Origin of the sequence: Kitasatospora viridis, from assembly GCF_007829815.1 — a bacterium.
Taxonomy (GTDB): Bacteria; Actinomycetota; Actinomycetes; order Streptomycetales; family Streptomycetaceae; genus Kitasatospora; species Kitasatospora viridis.
On sequence record NZ_VIWT01000005.1, the window covers coordinates 286,949 to 303,641 of the forward strand.

Sequence of the window (16,693 nt, forward strand, 5' to 3'; positions counted from 1 at the left end):
TTCCGCTCTTTCCGCTGTCACCGCAGGCTGGAGGGCCTAGGCCGACGATAATGCGACGTGACGGGGGTCTTGTGGCAAGCCCCCCGGTGCGCTATAGGTTGAGAGTGGCAGGGAGCCGGTTCTCCTTGCCTTGTTTTTTGCGCCGAACCGAGCGACTGATAAGCGCAGGTGTTCGGTTCCGATCGCAAGTCGGGTGTGGACGCGGGCCCGCCGAACCGTGCATGCTCGACTACATGTTCGGGAACGCGAGTGCGAAGAGTGGGGGCCGGCAGCCGGCCCGGTTGCTCGCCTGCCCGCGGTTGTCCCCCGCGCCGATGCCGCTGCTGACCTGTCGTCGCATCGTCGACTTCGGTCTGATCGTCTCGGCCAGCTGTCGCTGAGCCGACGCCCGCGCCGCCCGTCGGCCGGTCCGTAGGACCGGCCCGGGGTCCGTTCCCCGGCCCACCGGTCCGCCGGCGCCACCCGGCCGCGAACCGGGCCGGTGCCGTGCCGCCCGGTCCGAACCGGCCGGGGCCACCCGCCGACCGGCCGTCCACCCTGCGCTGACGCCCCACCAGGCCGACTCGCGCCCGAGCCGAAGTACCGCCGAGCCGATCCCCACCGGGCTCGCACCGGGCCGCCCCGCGGCCCGACCCACGTGCCACGGAGCCGACGAGTTGACCAACCACGACCTCAAGGAACCGCCATGACCAGCCCACCCAGCACCGTCGCCGCGCCCGCCGAGGGCGGGCTCCAGCTGCCGAAGCCCCAGCTCGACCGCCTGGACGAGATCACCGAGGCGCTGGCGAAGACTGCCGCGCACTACGACCGGACCGGTGAGTTCCCCCACGCGGCGATCCAACTCCTGCACGACGCCGGTCTGTTGACCGCGACGGTGGGCGCGGAGTGGGGCGGGCCCGGGGTCGGCTTCACCGACCTGGCCCGGATCCTGCTGGCGCTGGGCCGGGGCGACACCTCGGTGGCCCTGATCGCCTGCATGACGCTGGTGCCGCACGCGCTGCAGGGCGGCCGGCCCTGGCCCGAGGCGCTCTACCGCCGGATCCTGGCCGAGTCGACCCAGGGCCCGACGCTGCTGAACCACGCCCGGGCCGAGCCCGACACCGGCCGGGGCGGCGGCACGGTGGCCCGGCGCACCGCCAACGGGTGGGCGATCACCGGCCGCAAGCGCTTCGTGACCGGCGCCGAGGGGCTGAGCTACTTCCTGCTCTGGGCCACCACCGACGAGGCGGTGCCGCAGACGGCCATCTTCGTCGTGCCCGGCGGCTCGCCCGGGATCGAGATCCTGCCGACCTGGCGCCAGTTGGGCATGCGGTCCACGGTCAGCCACGAGGTGGTGTTCACCGACGTCGAGGTCGGGCCCGAGGAGCTGATCCGGTTCGACGGACCGCTCCAGTCCACCGGACGGCCCTCCGGCCCGGAGGCGGACCCGGACCACGCCAACTCGGTGCTGCTGATCTCGGCCGGCCTCTACCTGGGCGCGGCGCGGGCGGCCCAGGACTTCGTGCTGCACACCGGCGTCACCAAGGTGCCCACCCACCTCGGCCGGCCGATCGCCACCGGCGAGCGGTTCCGCCACGTGCTCGGCGAGATCGAGGTGCTGCTGTCCACCGCCGAGCAGCTCGTGCTCGGGATCGCGGGCCGGCTGGACCGGGGCGAACTGGTCACGGCCAACGAGGCGTTGTCCGCGAAGGTGGCGGTGATCCGCGACCTGACCCGGGCGGTCGAGCTGGCCGTGCGGTTGCTGGGCAGCGGGGCGCTCTCCCAGGACAACCCGCTGGAGCGGATCTTCCGGGACGTGCAGGCGGCCGGGGTGCACGCCCCGCAGGAGGACTCGGCGCTGCTCGGCATCGGCACGGCCAGGCTGAACGACTACCTGCGCCAGTTCGAGTGACGGTCGATCACCTGATGTGACGTCAGGCCGCCCGGTCTGCCCGATCGGGCAGACCCAGCGAGTCCAGCGCGGTGCGCAGTGCCCGGGTCAACGGCCAGGGCGCTCCCGGCCGGTGGCGCAGGTAGAGGCGCTCCGGTGGCACCTCGGGCAGCTCGCCGATCCGGACCAGTCCGGCCGGCAGCGGCCCGTGGTCGGCGAGCAGGGAGATCCCCAGCCCCGCGCGCACCGCGCTGACCACGCCGGTGAACTGGGCGGCCTCGGCGATCACGGTGACGGTGCGTCCGGCGCCCTCCAGGGCGGCGGTCGCGCGGTCGCGCAGCACGCAGGGCCCGTCGATGGCGACCAGCGGGATCGGCGCCGTCCGGTCGGGCACCCGCCACTCGGGAGCCGCGAACCAGGACAGCCGCACCTCGCCGGCCTGGACGCTCTGCCGGTGGCCGGGGTTGCCGATGAACACGGCGGCGTCCACCGTGCCGCGGTCGATCGCCTCGTGCAGTGCGGTGCTGCGGTCGAGTCGGAAGCGGACGGCCTGGCCGGGGCACTCGGTGCCGAGCGTGCGGCTGATCACCGGCAGCAGGCCCTCGGCGGCGTGCTCGGTGGTGCCGATCAGGTAGCCGGGGTGGTCGGTCTCGGCGAGGCCGAGCCGCACCAGCGCCTCGTCGTGCGCGGCGAGCACCCGGCGGGCCTCGGTGACGGCGACCTCGCCGTCGCTGGTGAACCGGATGCCGCGGCCGTGGCGCTCCACCAGCGGCCGCCCGATGATCCGCTCCAGCCGCCGGACGTGCTGGCTGACGGCGGATTGGGAGATGTCCAACGCGCCCGCGGCGCGGTGGAATCCGCCGTTCTCGGCTATCGCGACCATGCTGCGCAGTACGGCGATGTCCAGGGTTCTCGTCACCTTCCGAGCCTAACAGCGTTCCAGCTCAGCGGGGTTGGCCCGGCACGGCCGCTCGTCGGCGGCGACACGAAGACGCAATGCGCGGAAACAGAAGCACGTGGAAAACAGAAACACCAGTCGGATAGGAACAGTACTCATGCGCGTATTCAGACCCGGCCTCGCCCGGGTCCTCGCCTCCGCCGTCGCCGGCCCCCTGCTGCTCGCCGGTTGCGGCGGCCAGGGCGGCGCCACCGCGGTCGCGGGCAAACCGGTCGCGGGCGGCACCCTGACGTATGCGGTGGACACCGAGCCGGTCTCCTGGGACCCGCACGTCTCCACCCAGGACCTGACCGCCGAGTTGCAGCGGCAGGTGCTGGACTCGCTGGTCTCCGAGGACGCCGAGGGGAAGTTCCACCCCTGGCTGGCGACCTCCTGGGAGGCGGCGCCGGACCTGAAGAGCTTCACCTTCCACCTGCGCAAGGACGTCAAGTTCCAGGACGGCACGCCGTTCGACGGGACGGCGGTGAAGGCGAACTTCGACAGCATCGTGGCCAAGCAGACCAAGTCGCAGTACGCGGCGAGCCTGTTGGGCTCGTACACCGGGACGGAGGTGCTGGACCCGTACACGGTGCGGGTGGACTTCGGCACCCCGTCGGCGCCGTTCCTCCAGGCGGCCAGCACCACCTACCTGGGCTTCTACTCGCCCAAGGCGCTGGCCGGCGACACCTCGAAGCTGGGGCAGGGCGGGCCGGCGGACGTCGGCACCGGCCCGTTCAAGTTCGTCAGCTACAGCAAGGGTCAGGAGGCGGTGTTCGAGAAGAACCCCGACTACGACTGGGCGCCCGCCACGGCGGCGCACACCGGCCCCGCGCACCTGGACAAGATCGTGGTGCGGTTCCTGCCCGACGCCTCGGTGCGGGTGGGCGCGCTGAACAGCGGTCAGGTGCAGGTGGCCAAGGCGGTGCCGCCGCAGAACGTGGCGGCGGTGAAGGCGAACCCGGCGGTGAAACTGCTCGGCCAGTCCGAGCCGGGCGGCAACTACAACCTGTGGCTGAACGGTTCGCTGGCGCCGCTGGACGACCAGCGGGTGCGGCAGGCCGTCCAGCGCGGCATCGACCTCGACCTGGACGTCAAGACCGTCGAGTTCGGCCAGTTCCCGCGCGCCTGGAGCCCGATCTCGGCGACCACCCCCGGCTACGACAAGGCGCTGGAGAACTCCTGGCCCTACGACCAGAACCTGTCCAACCAGCTGCTGGACCAGGCCGGTTGGACCGCCCGTGACGCCGAGGGCTACCGCACCAAGGACGGGCACCGGCTGAGCCTGCAGTGGCCGCAGCTGTCGGCGAACGCCACCCAGCAGAACCGCGACATCCTCGGCCAGGCGATCCAGGCCGACCTGAAGAAGATCGGCGTGGAGGTGGTCCGCCCCTCGCTGGACGTCGGCGCCTACTCGACCCTGGTGTACGGCGGCAAGGCGAACATCGTCGACCTGTCCTGGACCCGGTTCGAGCCGGACGTGCTCTGGCAGTTCCTCAACTCGGCCGACGCGCCGGCCAAGGGCGGCATCAACGCGACCTTCCTGCCCGACCAGCAGCTCGACGACCTCACCAACCAGGGCCGGGCCACGCTGGACCCGACGGTGCGTCAGCAGGTCTACCAGAAGGCCCAGGCGCGGGCCATCGACCTGGCCGTGGTGGTGCCGGTGTACACCCCGGTCGCCCTGACCGGCGTCTCGACGAAGGTCGGCGGACTCGGCTACGACTCCGACACCTGGCTGGACTTCTACGACGCCTGGCGGACGCCGTGACGCCGCGTCAAGCAACGAGCGGGACCGACTCGACCGACTCGACCGGCGGGGCCGGCAGGGTCGCTGGGGTCGACGCGCCCGGCGGGGCCGAGCCGGCGGCGGCCGGCCCGGCCCGGCCGGGCCGCCCGGCCCGCCTGCCGGGGCTGCTGCGGGCGGTGCTGCGGCGCCTGGTCGGCGCGGTCGCGGTGATGTTCGGCGCCGCCACCCTGGCCTTCGCCGCGCTGCAGCTGATCCCGGGCGACCCGGTCGCCACCCTGCTCGGCCCCGCCACCACCACCTCGCCCGAGGTGCGCCAGATGATCCGCCACCAGCTCGGCTACGACCAGCCGGTGGCGGTGCAGTACCTGCACTACCTGGGCGGCCTGCTCCGCGGCGACCTCGGCCAGTCCTACCAACTGCAGCGCCCGGTCACCGACCTGATCGCCGAACAGCTCGGCCCGACCGTCCAACTGGCGCTCTCCGCCGTGCTGCTGGCCCTGCTGCTGGCCGTGCTCTCGGCGGTGGCCACGGCCGGGCGCCCGCCCGCGCTGCGGGCGCTGACCAGCGTCTGGGAGCTGATCGCCGTCTCCACCCCCTCCTACTGGCTGGGCCTGGTGCTGCTGACCGCCTTCTCCTTCCAGCTGCACCTGTTCCCGGTGGCCGGCGCGGACGGCGTGGCGGCGCTGGTGCTGCCCGCCGTCACCCTGGCGCTGCCGCTCGCCGGCACCCTCGCCCAGGTGCTGCGGGAGGGCCTGGAGGCGGCGCTCGGCCAGCCGTTCGCGGTGACCGTGCGGGCCCGCGGTGTGGGCCGCGCCACCCTGGTGGCGCGGCACGCGCTGCGCCATGCCGCGGTGCCGCTGGTGACCCTGACCGGCTGGCTGACCGGCTCGCTGCTCGGCGGCACGGTGCTGGTGGAGTCGGTGTTCGGCCGGCCCGGCGTCGGCTCGCTGGTGCTCTCGGCGGTCAACAGCCGCGACGTGCCGGTGGTGATCGGGGTGGTGCTGCTGTCCGCGCTGCTGTTCGTGGTGATCTCGGCGGTCGTCGACCTGCTCTACACCGTGCTCGACCCCCGACTCGATCCCCGACTCGGGAGCAGGTGATCCGGTGACCACGACATCCGTGCCGCAGGCCCGCCGCCGCGTCCAACTGCCGCCCCCGGGCGTGCTGGTGGCCGGCGCGGTGCTGCTGCTGATCCTGCTGGCCGGCCTCTTCCCCGACCTGCTGACCGGCCTGTCGCCGACCGCCACCGACCCCGTCAACGCCTTGCAGGGGCCGGGCTCGGCCCACCTGCTGGGCACCGACCAGCTCGGCCGGGACGTGTTCTCCCGGCTGGTGCACGGCGCCGGCCCCGCGCTGGCGCTCGGCTTCGGCTCCACCGTGATCGCGGTGGTCGGCGGCGCCGTGGTGGGCCTGGCCGCCGCGCTCGGCGGCCGGTTCGCCGACCAGCTGCTGATGCGCGCCGCCGACGTGCTGCTGGCCCTGCCCGCCACCCTGCTGGCGCTGCTGGTGATCGCCGTGCTGGGCACCGGCACCGGCAACCTGGTGCTCGCCATCGGGCTGGCCCTGGTGCCCGGCTACGGGCGGATGGTGCGCTCCGAGGCCCTGCTGGTGCGCCGCTCCGGGTACGTGGAGGCGGCGGTCGTGCTGGGCGTGCCGCGCTGGCGGCTGATCCTGCGCCACGTGCTGCCCAACTCGCTCGCGCCGCTGCTCACCCTGGCCACCGTCGGCTTCGGCACCGCGCTGATCGCGGCCTCCGGGCTGAGCTTCCTCGGCCTGGGCCCGCGCCCGCCGTCCCCCGAGTGGGGCGCGATGCTCTCCGAGGGCCGCAGCTTCCTGGAGACCGCCTGGTGGCTCGGGGTGTTCCCGGGCGCGGCCGTCACCGTCACCGTGGCGGCCGTCACCGTGGTCGGCCGCCACCTCCAGCAGCGATTCACCCGGAGGGCCCTGTGACCGGCAACCCGCCCGCCCCGCTCCTCGCCGTCGAAGGCCTCCGGGTCGCGTTCGGCCCGGGCCCGGGCGTCGTGCGCGACGTCTCGCTCGCGCTGCGGCGCGGCGAGTGCCTGGCCCTGGTCGGCGAGTCCGGCTCCGGCAAGAGCGTCACCGCCCGGACCCTGGTTGGCATGACCGGACGCCACTCCCGGGTCCGGGCCGACCGGCTGGAGTTCGACGGCCTCGACCTCGCCGCGCTCACCGAGCGCCAGTGGCAGCGGGTGCGCGGGCGCCGGATCGGCCTGGTGCTCCAGGACGCGCTGGTCTCGCTCGACCCGCTGCGCACCGTCGGCGCCGAGATCGGCGAGGCGCTGCGCACCCACCTGCCGGTCACCCGTGCCCAGGCCCGCGAGCGGGTGCTGGAGCTGCTGGCGGACGTCGGCGTGCCGGAGCCCGAGCGCCGGGCCGCGCAGTACCCGCACCAGCTCTCCGGCGGGCTGCGCCAGCGCGCGCTGATCGCCTCCGCGCTGGCGGCCGGCCCCGAGCTGCTGCTCGCCGACGAGCCCACCACCGCACTGGACGCCACCGTGCAGGCGCAGGTGCTGGACCTGCTGGGCGAGCTGGTCGAGCAGGGCACCGCACTGCTGCTGATCAGTCACGACCTCTCGGTGGTCGGCCGGTTGGCGGACCGGGTGGCGGTGATGTACGCGGGCGTGGTGGTCGAGCAGGGCCCGGCCGAGCAGGTGCTCGGCGAGCCCCGGCACCCGTACACCAAGGCGCTGCTGGCGGCGGTGCCCGGCCGGGCCCGCAAGGGCCTGCCGCTGGCGGTGCCGCAGCCGCCGCGCCCGGCGGCCGGGCCGGACGGCTGCCCGTACGCGGCCCGCTGCGCGCTGGCCGACGACCGCTGCCGCGCGGAGCTGCCGGCCGTCGAACCGGCGGCCGGCGACCTCGCGGCCGGGCACGGCGCCCGCTGCTGGTACCCGGACCGGGCGCTGCCGCTCGCCGTCGCCACTACGGCCACCAGCGTCGCCGAGCCCGCGTCGGGTGACCCGCAGCGGCCGGTGCTGCTGGAGGTGGCCGGCGTCTCCAAGACCTACCGCGCCCCCGACGGCACCGCGCACGACGTGGTGCGCGACGTGTCGTTCGCTGTCGCGGCGGGCGAGACGCTCGGCCTGGTCGGCGAGTCCGGCTCCGGCAAGACCACGGTCGCGCGGATCGCGCTCGGCCTGCTCGAACCGGACGCCGGCGCGGTGGCCTTCGCCGGGGAGCCCTGGAGCGGCCTGACGGAGCGTCAGCGCCGCCCACGCCGGGGGCTGCTGCAACTGGTGCAGCAGGACCCGCTGAGCTCCTTCGACCCGCGCCACGACGTGCGCCGGATCCTCGGCGAGGCGCTGGCCGCCGCCGGCCTGCCACGCGGCACGGCCCGGGACGCGCGGATCGCGGAACTGCTGGACCAGGTCGGCCTGCCGGCCGCGGTGCGGCAGAGCCGCCCGGCGCAGCTGTCCGGCGGGCAGCGCCAGCGGGTGGCGATCGCCCGGGCGCTGGCCACCGAGCCCCGGCTGCTGGTCTGCGACGAGCCGGTGTCGGCGCTCGACGTGTCGATCCAGGCCCAAGTGCTGGACCTGCTGGTCTCGTTGCAGCGGGAGCTGGGCCTGGCGCTGCTGTTCATCTCGCACGACCTGGGAGTGGTGCACCACATGAGCGATCGGCTGATCGTGCTGAAGGACGGGGAGCTGGTGGAGTCCGGCGACGTGCACGAGGTCTTCGACCACCCCGAACACCCTTACACCAGGAGCCTGTTGAGCTCCATGGCGGACGGGAGCCGGGTCGGATGAGCGAGGAGCTGTGGCTGCACCGCTACCACCCCGCCCCGGCCGCGACGGCCCGGCTGGTGTGCTTCCCGCACGCCGGCGGCTCGGCGAACTTCTGGTTCCCGCTCTCCGCCGCGCTCGGCCCCGACGTCGAGGTCTCGGCCGTGCAGTACCCGGGCCGGCAGGACCGCCGGGGCGAGCCGGCGATCACCGACGTCGGACAACTCGCCGACGCCCTCGCCGAGGTGCTGCTGCCGCTGTGGTCGCCCGAGCCGCCCGCGCTGCTCGGCCACAGCATGGGCGCCCTGGTCGCCTACGAGACCGCCCGGCGGCTGGCCGAGCGCACCGGCCACGGCCCGCGGGTGCTGGTCGCCTCCGGGCGGCGCGCCCCCTCGACCGCGCGCGCCGAACGCGCCCTGCACCGGGCGCCGGACGCCGCGCTGCTCGCGGAACTCGCCGGCCTGTCCGGCACCGCGCCCGCGCTGCTCGCCGACCCGGAGCTGACCGCGATGATCCTGCCCGCGCTGCGGGCCGACTACCGGGCGGTGGAGACCTACCGGCACCGGCCGGGCCCGCCGCTGGACTGTCCGGTCACGGTGCTGACCGGCGACCGGGACCACAAGGTCACCCCGGCGGAGGCGGCCGCCTGGTCCGGGCACACCACCGGACCGGTGGAGGTGCACGAGTACACCGGCGGGCACTTCTTCCTCACCGAGCACTGGGCGGCGATCACCGCCCTGCTGACCGAGCGGCTGAGCACCGCACCCGCTGCCGGGCCGGGGGGCCCGGCCTGACACCGCCCCGGCCCGACCGGTGCGGCCACTCCGGCGGACAGCGCGGTCCGGCGGACGGCGGAACAGAGAACGACACCACCGGGGCGGGCGACGAAGCCGAAGCGCCCCGGCCGTGACAACGGGGGAGCAGACGTGAATCCTGTCGAACGCGACACCCAGCTGGATCGGTTCGAACGGTTGCTGGACGACTGCCTCGGCGGGCGGGGCGGCACGCTCACCCTGACCGGCCCGGCCGCCTGCGGCAAGACCGAACTGCTGCGCGCCCTCGGCACGGCGGCCGAGGCCCGCGGCGCCCTGGTGCTCACCGCGACCGCCCGCTGCGCGGAGCGCTCCGTGCGCTTCGGCGTGCTGCACCAGCTGCTGCGCAGCCCCGGGCTGCCGCCGCAGGAGCGGGCGGCGGCGCTGGCGCTGCTGGACCTGCCGGGAGCCGCCGAGCAGTGCCAGGCGGACCCGCCCGGCACCGGCCGGGTGCCGCTGCGGGTGGACCAGGAACTCTGGCTGCTGCTGCACGACCTGGCGGCCCGCACCCCGCTGGTGCTGGCCGTGGACGACCTGCGGTACGCCGACCCGGAGTCCCGGCAGACCCTGATCCACCTGGCCACCTGGTCCCCGACCGCCCCCGTCCTGCTGGTCGTCACCGAGCCCGACCCGCCGAGCGACTCCGGCGCCGACCGCGACTGGTGGACCGCCCTGCTGCGCCTGCCGCACCTCACCCGGCTGCGGGCCGACCGCCTCGGCGAGCGCGGCACCGCGCAGCTGCTGGCCGGGCTGCTGGGAGTCCCCGCGGCCTTGCCGTCCTCCTGGCTGCATTCCTGGTATGAGCTGACCGGCGGCAACCCGCTGCTGCTGCGCGCCCTCGCTGAGGACTGCGCGGCTGACGGACCGTCGGCGCGGCCCGTGCCCGGCCCGGCGTTCGCGCTGGCCGTGCGGGCCTGCCTGCACCGGGTGGGGGCCGGGGCGGCCGAGCCGGCCCGGGCGCTGGCGGTGCTGGCCGAGTCCGGCTCCACCGACCTGCTGCCGCAGCTGCTGGGCGGGCCGGCCCCGGAGGCGCTGGCGGCGCTGGAGGCGGCCGGGCTGGTCGCCGACGGCCGGCTGCGCGGCGCGGCGGTCGCCCGGGCGGTGCTCGACGGCCTGCCGGAGGCCGAGCGCACCGCCCGGCACCTGCGCGCCGCCCGCCTGGTGTACGAGTCCGGCGCGGCGGCGGAGTCGGTCGCCGCGCACCTGCTGGCAGCCCGGGACGCCACCGGCCCGTGGGCCCTGCCGGTGCTGCTGGACGCCGGGCGGGCGGCGCTGCGCCGCGACGACCACGCCTTCGCCGAGGCCTGCCTGGCGCTGGCCGCCGCGGCCGCGCCGGGCGAGGCCGAGGTGGCCCTGCTGCGCGGCGTGGTCCGGTTCCGCACCGACCCGCGGGCCGCCTACCGGCTGATCCGCCCGCTGGCCCACGGGCAGGTGGAGATGACGGACCGTCAGCGCACCGGCTTCGTGCGGATGCTGAGCTGGCACGGCACCGAGGCCGAGATCGCCGGCACGCTGACCGCCCTGGCCCCGGCCGACGCCGCGGACCGCGACGAACTCACCCGCTCGCTGGAGCAGTTGCGGGCGATCGCGCCGCACCTGGTGCCGCCCGGCCACCCCGCGCCGCCGCCCGGCCTGCCCGCCGGCGAGCCCCAGCAGCGCTCGGCCCTGGCGCTGCCCCGGGTGCTGCGCTCCGGTGGCACCCCGGACGACCTGCGCACCGCCGAACTGGTGCTGCGCACCACGCCGTTGGACGACACCACCTACGGCTCGCTGCAGTCCGCCCTGTACGTGCTGGTGTACGCGGACCGGGCGGACCTGGCCGCGCCGTGGTGCGCGGGCCTGCTGCGGGAGGTGACGGCCCGGCGGATCCCGGTCTGGCAGGCCCTGCTGACCGCCACCATGGCGGAGATCAAGGTGCGGCTCGGCGAGGCCTCGGCGGCCGAGCAACTCGCCCGGCAGGCCCTGGAGCTGCTCCCGCCGAGCGGCTGGGGGGTGTGGCTGGGCGCGCCGCTCTCGGCCCTCATGCTGGCTACCGCCGCGCTCGGCGCCGCGCCCGAGCTGGAGCGGCAACTCCCGGCACTGCCCGACCGGTTGGTCCGCACCCGGTACGGGGCGCAGTTCCTGCACGCGCGCGGCCGGCACCGGCTGGCGACGGGCGCCGCGGACGCGGCCCTGGAGGACTTCACCCGCTGCGGGCGGCTGCTGGAGGAGTGGGGCCTGGACCTGCCCTCCTTCCTGCCCTGGCGCTCCGACGCGGCCCGGGCGCTGCTGGCGCTGCGCCGCCCGCAGCAGGCCCGGGCGCTGGCCCTGGCCCAGTTGGGGCACCCGGGCGCCGGGCGGCCGCGCACCCGCGGCCTGACGCTGCGGGTGCTGGCCGCCTGCGATCCGGCCCGCCGGATCGAACTCCTGCGGGAGGCGGTGGAGCTGCTGGAGGACTGCGGGGACCGGGCGGAACTCGCCTGGGCCCTCGCCGAGCTGGGCGAGGCCCTGCTGGCGGCCGGGCAGCGGCCGGCCGGCCGCGAGGCGCTGCGCCAGGCGCTGGGCGGGGCCGAGGAGTTGGGCCTGGTGCCGCTGCTGGCCCGGCTGAAGGGCGTGGCCGAGGAGGACGACCCAGCCGGGCTCAGCGCCTCCGAGCGCCGGGTCGCGGAGCTGGCGGCGGCCGGCCACTCCAACCGGGAGATCGCCGAGCGGCTGTTCATCACCGTCAGCACGGTCGAGCAGCACCTGACCCACACCTACCGCAAGCTGCGGGTCAAGGGCCGGGCCGAGCTGGCGCGTTCGCTGGGCGCCCCGGCCGGCGAGCGGCACACCGCACCCCGGCGCGCCGCCCGGCCGACGGGTGCTCAGGGCGCCACGGTGCCCAGGGCCAGCCGCTCGCGCAGGGTGTCCTCGGCGTAGCCGGTGCGGAAGGCGCCGCGCCGCTGGAGCTCGGGGACCAGGCCGGTGGCGATCGCCGGCAGGTCGTGCGCGGTGCTGGCCGGGCGCAGCCGGTAGCCGGTGAGCCCGGCCGACTGCCAGTCCTGCAGCAGGTCGGCGAGCTCGGCGGGGGTCCCGGTGAAGACCAGGGTGTCCGAGGCGTGCTCGGCGCCCAGCGCCTCGTCCAGGCGCTCGCGCCGGGCCTTGGCCGCGCCCGGTTCGGCGTCCAGGTGCACCAGCAGGTCGGCGAAGACGTGCACCCTCTGCCCGGCCCGGCCGACTGCCTGCTGCTCCTCGCGGATCTCGGCGACGGCCGCGCGCACCTCGTCGAGGTCGTGCGGGGTCACCGAGACCACGTCGGTGGCCTGGGCGCCGTAGCGCCACGGGATGCTGATGTGGGCGAGGGTGAAGACCACCGGGTGGCCCTGCGGCGGGCGGGGCGCGGTGGAGGCGGTGGGGGAGAACTCCCAGTCGCCCGCGCTGTCGGCGCCGGCGAACCGGCCGGGGACCAGCTCGGCCAGCGCCCGCTCCTCGGTGACGCCGTCCCACAGCGCCCGCACCACCTTGACCAGGTCGGCGGCCCGGTCGAAGCTGCCGCGCAGCTGGGCCTGCACCTCGGGCGTGAAGAGCACCTCCAGCGGGATCGGCTTGGTGGGGCTGAGCTGGGTGCGCAGCCCGGCGCGGCCGGCGCTCAGGTGGTCCAGGGTGGCGATCGCCTTGGCGACCGGGGCGGGCTGGACGGTGTTGACCACGACGGTGGGGATGATGCCGAGCCGCGTGGTGCGGGCGGCCAGGGCGCCGGCCAGGGTCAGTGCGTCCAGCCGGTGCAGGGTGTGGCCGAGCCGGCGGTCCAGCTCCTCGCCGGGGCCGGGGGCGCGCGACAGCGGGTCCTCGACGGTGACGAAGTCGAGCAGGGCGTCCTCGGCCTGCCGGGCCTGCCCGGCCCAGTGGTCGAGGGTGAACGGCCGCGGGGCGGCCTGCGGCTGGTGGCGGGCCGCCGGGTGCCAGCCGGCCCCGTCGAGGGCGGCGGCCAGGTGCAGGTGCTGCGAGGTGCTCACGGGGTGCGTGCCTTTCTCAGGACGGTGCGCCCGGGTCGGGCCCGGGCGCACCGGTGACGTGCGGCGACCCGTCGGGGCTTGCTCGGGTCGGGGCGGGTGACGACCCGTCAGGGCTTGGGCCGGGGCCGGGTGATGACCAGCAGGCCGAGCAGCACGGCGACGCCGCTGAACGCCGCCGCGGCGACCACGGCGGTGGACAGGCCGTCGGCGAGCTGGGCCCGGTCGGGGTGCTGGGCGCCGTGCAGCGAGCCGCCGTAGAGGGTGGCGAGCACCGCGACGCCGAGTGAGAGGCCGATCTGCTGGACGGCCTGCAGCAGCCCGGAGGCCGAGCCGGTCTCCTTGGGCGCGAGGCCGGCCAGGATGGTCATGTTGAGCGGGACGAAGCCGAGCCCGAGTCCGGCGCCGAGCAGCACCAGCGGGCCGAACAGCCCGGTCAGGTAGCCGCTGTGCGGGCCGGTGGCGGCGAGCCACAGGCTGTCGGCGAGCATCAGCGCCGCGCCGGTGACGATCAGCGTCTTCGCGCCGTACTTGGGGATCAGCTTGGCGGCGCTGCGAGCGGTGCCGAACTGGGCGACGGCCATCGGCAGGAAGGCCAGGCCCGCGGTCAGCGGGTGGAAGCCCAGGCCGTCCTGGACGTAGAGCGAGAGCAGGAAGTAGGTGCCGCCCATCGCGGCGAACAGCAGCAGGAAGATCGCGTACGCGCCGGAGCGGGCGCGCTGGGCGAACAGCCGCAGCGAGATCAGCGGCTGGGCGACCCGCGACTCGGTGACCACGAAGCCGGCCAGCAGCAGCAGGCCGACCACCAGGGCGACCACGGTGGTGGCCGAACCCCAGCCCGCCGAGGAGGCGTTGATCAGGCCGTAGACCACGGCGGTCATGCCGGCGGTGGAGGTGAGCGCGCCGACCACGTCCGGGCGGCTGGGGTGCTTCTCGGTCTCCGCGAGCTGACGGGTGGCCAGGAACACGGCGGCCAGGCCGATCGGCACGTTGACGAAGAACACCAGGCGCCAGGAGAGCGTGGTGAGCAGGCCGCCGAGGATCAGCCCGATGGTGATGCCGAGCCCGGCGACGGTGGAGAACACGCCGAGCGCCCGGGCGCGTTCTGGGCCCTCCTTGAAGGTGACGGCGATCAGCGAGAGCGCGGCGGGCGCGGCGAAGGCGAAGCCGACGCCCTGGGCGGCCCGGGCGGCGATCAGCAGCGCGGGGTTCGGGGCGAGCCCGCCGAGCAGCGAGGCGACGACCACCAGCAGCAGGCCCCAGACGAACATCCGCCGGCGCCCGAGGATGTCGCTGGCCCGCCCGCCGAGCAGCAGCAGCCCGCCGAAGGCCAGCGAGTAGGCGCTGAACACCCAGGCCAGGCCGTCGGGGGAGAAGCCGAGGCCGGACTGGATCCGGGGCAGCGCGATGTTCACGATGTTGCCGTCGACGGCCACCATCAACTGGCAGGTCACGATCACCGCGAGGGCCAGCGAGCCGGCCCGGCTGGGCGTCGGTGCCGCCGGCGCGGCAGGGGTGGGTGGCTCGGCCACGGATGGCTGGTCCTGGGTCGTCATGACCGGGCTCCTTGAGCATGGGACGGGGCAGCGTCGAGGGAACGGCCGCGGTCGACGCTTGTAGACTGTTTCATGGTAGGGATGAGCGCGGATTGGGTCAACATGCGTTGAACGAATCTGCGGGCACCGCGGTCGGTGTGCACGGAAACGACGTGCACGGAAACGAGGAGGCGGCATGTCAGAGTCGGACCCGGCGCCGGTGGGGCGCGGCGAGCGGCGCACCCGCAGCCGGCAGGCGATCCTGGCCGCCGCCCGCCAGCTGTTCTCCGAACTCGGCTACGAGCAGACCACGGTGCGCGCGGTGGCCCACCGGGCCGGGGTGGACCCGGCGCTGGTGATGAAGCACTTCGGCTCCAAGGAGCAGCTGTTCGACGCGGTCTCGGAGATCGGCCTCAGCTTCGGCGGCGCCCTCGGCGGGCCCGCCGACCAGCTCGGCGACCGGCTGCTGGCGCACGTGCTGGCCGACATCGACGGCCGCCCCGACCGCAGCATGCCGGTGCTGCGCTCGATGCTCACCCACCCGCAGGCCGCCGAGGCGGTGCGCTGCGCGGTCGCCGACCCCGGCGACAGCGCCGTGGCGGACGCGCTGACCGGCGACGACGTGGAGCTGCGGGCGAGTCTGGTGGGGGCCGTGGTGCTCGGCCTGCTGGTCGCCCGCTACCTGCTGCGGGTGCCCGAGGTCGACCACGCCCCGGCCGCCCGGCTGGTCGAGCTGCTCGGGCCGTGCCTGCGGCCGCTGCTGGCCGCTGACGCGGCCTCGGGCGGCGGGGCGACCGCCGATGGGGCGACTGCTGACGGGATGTCGGCCGGCGGGATGTCGGCCGGCGGGATGTCGGTGGACCACGGGTCCGCCGGTCCGCTCGCCGGGCTGGCCGCCGCCGAGTCGGCCCGGCTGGCGGCCGCCGAGGAGGTGGACCGGCTGGCCCGGGAGGCGCTGGCGGGCGGGGCCTCCTACGGCGAGGTCGGCCAGCTGCTCGGGATCAGCCGGCAGGCGGCCCGCAAGCGCTGGCCGCGCACCGAGGAGGCGGACTCCCTGGCGACAACCTAGGTTGTCAGTCGGGTGAGCGGTCGCCCGGCTCGACCGAGTGACAACCCAGGTTGTCACGCTCCGCAGCGGGCGACCGTCTCAGGTGCCGGCCAGCGCCTCGACCACCGGCGCGAACGCCTCCTGGTGGATGTCCATCACGGTGAAGTAGGAGAAGCCGAAGCTGTCCCGCAGCTCCTTCACCTGGTCGATGATCTGCTGCACCGTGCCGATCAGCAGCAGCGGCGTCTGCTCCAGCTCGGTCAGCGGCACCGGCAGCTGGGTGGCGGCCACGTGCCGGATCGCCGCGTCCCGGTCCTCCGTCACGATCACCGCCTGGAGCAGCAGGTTCTTCTCCACCTGCGCCGCCCGCTCGCCCACCACGCCGTCGAAGTAGGCGACCCGGTCGGCGAGTTCGGCGCGCGGGATGAGCCGCAGCCCGCCGGCCGCAGTCGGGTCGTAGCGCATCCCGATGAAGCCCACGATGTCGCCGTGCCGGGCGGCCAGCCGCAGCACCCGGTTGCCGTTGCCCGCGATCAGCAGCGGCAGCGGGTCCTGCACCACGGCCGGCACGTGGTCCGGCTGGGCGAGCAGTCGGCGCAGCTCCAGCACGGTGCGCTCCAGCGTGTCCACCCGGTCCTTGGGCGTGCCCGGGTCCAGACCGAGCGCCTCGAACTCGGCGTGCACGTAACCGGTGCCGAGGCCGATCTCCAGCCGGCCGCCGGTCAGCCGGTCCACCGTGGCGATCTCGCGGGCCAGCAGCGGCGGGTGGTAGAAGCCGGTGTTCAGCACCAGCGTGCCCACCCGCAGGTTGGTGGCGGCCGCGGCGGCCACCAGCGGCGGGAACGGCGCGGTCCGACCCAGGTGGTCGGGCACCAGCAGCACGTCGTAGCCCTGCGATTCGACCTCCTTGGACACCTGCTGCCACTGCTCGGCGTCGTCGGGGATGGCCAGCTTGCCGAGGCCGAAGCGGAACGGTCGGGTCATTGTCTCTACTCCTTGAGCGGGTTACGGGTGGTGATGGTCAGTCGGGACG

12 protein-coding genes are annotated in these 16,693 nt (G+C 75.3%); 8 read left to right on the forward strand and 4 right to left on the reverse strand.

Features of this window, described 5'->3' with window-relative positions:
- Positions 1-685 precede the first annotated feature (685 nt).
- A complete protein-coding gene (locus tag FHX73_RS37885; RefSeq protein WP_211786460.1) occupies positions 686-1,891 on the forward strand; it encodes an acyl-CoA dehydrogenase family protein in 1,206 nt (401 codons plus the stop codon).
- Positions 1,892-1,913: 22 nt separating this feature from the next.
- On the opposite strand, the gene FHX73_RS37890 is transcribed toward FHX73_RS37885, so the two are convergent.
- Positions 1,914-2,789, reverse strand: a complete 876-nt coding sequence (locus FHX73_RS37890; RefSeq protein ID WP_145910585.1) for a LysR family transcriptional regulator — start codon at positions 2,787-2,789, stop codon at positions 1,914-1,916.
- A 136-nt stretch (positions 2,790-2,925) separates the two neighbouring features.
- Between FHX73_RS37890 and FHX73_RS37895 the strand changes: the two genes are divergently transcribed.
- The 6 genes from FHX73_RS37895 (at position 2,926) to FHX73_RS47430 (ending at position 12,004) form a co-directional block, all read left to right on the forward strand.
- Positions 2,926-4,575: an ABC transporter substrate-binding protein gene (locus FHX73_RS37895; RefSeq protein WP_145910586.1), complete on the forward strand. Its 1,650-nt coding sequence runs from the start codon at positions 2,926-2,928 to the stop codon at positions 4,573-4,575.
- A complete protein-coding gene (locus tag FHX73_RS37900) occupies positions 4,572-5,654 on the forward strand; it encodes an ABC transporter permease (RefSeq protein WP_246214136.1) in 1,083 nt (360 codons plus the stop codon). Before FHX73_RS37895 ends, FHX73_RS37900 begins: the two co-directional genes overlap by 4 nt.
- A gap of 4 nt (positions 5,655-5,658) precedes the next feature.
- Positions 5,659-6,504 carry an ABC transporter permease gene (locus FHX73_RS37905; RefSeq protein WP_246214137.1) on the forward strand — a complete coding sequence of 282 codons (846 nt, stop codon included), beginning with the start codon at positions 5,659-5,661 and terminating at the stop codon, positions 6,502-6,504.
- On the forward strand, positions 6,501-8,318 hold the full coding sequence (locus FHX73_RS37910; protein WP_145910588.1) for a dipeptide ABC transporter ATP-binding protein: 1,818 nt from the start codon (positions 6,501-6,503) through the stop codon (positions 8,316-8,318). The genes FHX73_RS37905 and FHX73_RS37910 overlap by 4 nt, the downstream gene beginning before the upstream one ends.
- A complete protein-coding gene (locus FHX73_RS37915; protein WP_145910589.1) occupies positions 8,315-9,088 on the forward strand; it encodes a thioesterase II family protein in 774 nt (257 codons plus the stop codon). The genes FHX73_RS37910 and FHX73_RS37915 overlap by 4 nt, the downstream gene beginning before the upstream one ends.
- 132 nt (positions 9,089-9,220) lie before the next feature.
- The gene (locus FHX73_RS47430) at positions 9,221-12,004 is read left to right on the forward strand and encodes an AAA family ATPase (RefSeq protein WP_145910590.1); all 2,784 of its coding nucleotides are present in this window, start codon (positions 9,221-9,223) and stop codon (positions 12,002-12,004) included.
- On the opposite strand, the gene FHX73_RS37925 is transcribed toward FHX73_RS47430, so the two are convergent.
- On the reverse strand, positions 11,950-13,080 hold the full coding sequence (locus FHX73_RS37925; RefSeq protein ID WP_246214138.1) for an LLM class flavin-dependent oxidoreductase: 1,131 nt from the start codon (positions 13,078-13,080) through the stop codon (positions 11,950-11,952). The genes FHX73_RS47430 and FHX73_RS37925 overlap by 55 nt on opposite strands.
- 107 nt (positions 13,081-13,187) lie before the next feature.
- The gene (locus FHX73_RS37930; RefSeq protein WP_145910591.1) at positions 13,188-14,633 is read right to left on the reverse strand and encodes an MFS transporter; all 1,446 of its coding nucleotides are present in this window, start codon (positions 14,631-14,633) and stop codon (positions 13,188-13,190) included.
- Positions 14,634-14,808: 175 nt separating this feature from the next.
- Here FHX73_RS37930 and FHX73_RS37935 point away from each other — a divergent pair, with 175 nt between their 5' ends.
- Complete coding sequence (locus tag FHX73_RS37935; protein WP_145910592.1) at positions 14,809-15,681, forward strand: TetR/AcrR family transcriptional regulator; 873 nt, start codon at positions 14,809-14,811, stop codon at positions 15,679-15,681.
- A gap of 78 nt (positions 15,682-15,759) precedes the next feature.
- On the opposite strand, the gene FHX73_RS37940 is transcribed toward FHX73_RS37935, so the two are convergent.
- Entirely contained in the window at positions 15,760-16,644 is an 885-nt protein-coding gene (locus FHX73_RS37940; RefSeq protein ID WP_145910593.1) for a TIGR03621 family F420-dependent LLM class oxidoreductase, read from the reverse strand.
- Between the last annotated feature and the right edge of the window lie 49 nt (positions 16,645-16,693).

Excerpts from the sequence above, each read along its gene's own strand:
- FHX73_RS37885 (WP_211786460.1), top strand. The coding sequence starts at position 686 with ATGACCAGCCCACCCAGCACCGTCGCCGCGCCCGCCGAGGGCGGGCTC.
- FHX73_RS37895 (WP_145910586.1), top strand. The coding sequence starts at position 2,926 with ATGCGCGTATTCAGACCCGGCCTCGCCCGGGTCCTCGCCTCCGCCGTC.
- FHX73_RS37915 (WP_145910589.1), top strand. The coding sequence starts at position 8,315 with ATGAGCGAGGAGCTGTGGCTGCACCGCTACCACCCCGCCCCGGCCGCG.
- FHX73_RS37930 (WP_145910591.1), bottom strand. The coding sequence starts at position 14,633 with ATGACGACCCAGGACCAGCCATCCGTGGCCGAGCCACCCACCCCTGCC.
- FHX73_RS37935 (WP_145910592.1), top strand. The coding sequence starts at position 14,809 with ATGTCAGAGTCGGACCCGGCGCCGGTGGGGCGCGGCGAGCGGCGCACC.
- FHX73_RS37940 (WP_145910593.1), bottom strand. The coding sequence starts at position 16,644 with ATGACCCGACCGTTCCGCTTCGGCCTCGGCAAGCTGGCCATCCCCGAC.